At 56.6% G+C, this 429-nt stretch carries 1 protein-coding gene; it reads right to left on the bottom strand.

Annotated elements, in window-relative coordinates:
- Window positions 1-374: DUF6428 family protein (locus ACPYOJ_RS34690; protein ID WP_481420276.1), on the bottom strand; the 374-nt coding region annotated here is incomplete at its 3' end.
- Between the last annotated feature and the right edge of the window lie 55 nt (window positions 375-429).

Here is a 429-nt window from a genome sequence, read left to right as displayed (position 1 = left end):
GGGGTCGAAGCGCAATAAAGCTGCATTGGCTGCACGCCGTCGCTCACTTCGAAGGTCAGTTTCGCTGAGCCGCCCAGTTGCACATGCTCAGAGACCTTGCGGATGATGGCGGCGAATTTGCCCGCCGGCATATGGGTGCGGTCGTCTTCGTCGATATCCCAAAGCTGTACGAAAATTTCCACCCAAGCCTCCGGGGTGGCTCCGCAGTCGAGCGCCTGGAACTGACCGGCTTTCACTTCGGTGACGTGATAGCCGGGCTTCACGGGGCAGCCGCCATAGTGGAACACTAGAGGCAAATCGCGGGAGGCGGCGAGCCCATCGAGCAGCAGGCCGAGCCTAATATCCTGAGAAGAGGTCTTGTTCACTGCATTCATCTGCGATATTCCTCGTTTCAACATTTCAAGGATTGTTGAAATATGGATGAACGTC

The sequence above is a fragment of the Rhizobium sp. SVR5-9E genome, from assembly GCF_056755095.1.
Note: the sequence above shows the minus strand (reverse complement) of the source record. Positions and strands in the feature narration are given on the sequence as shown.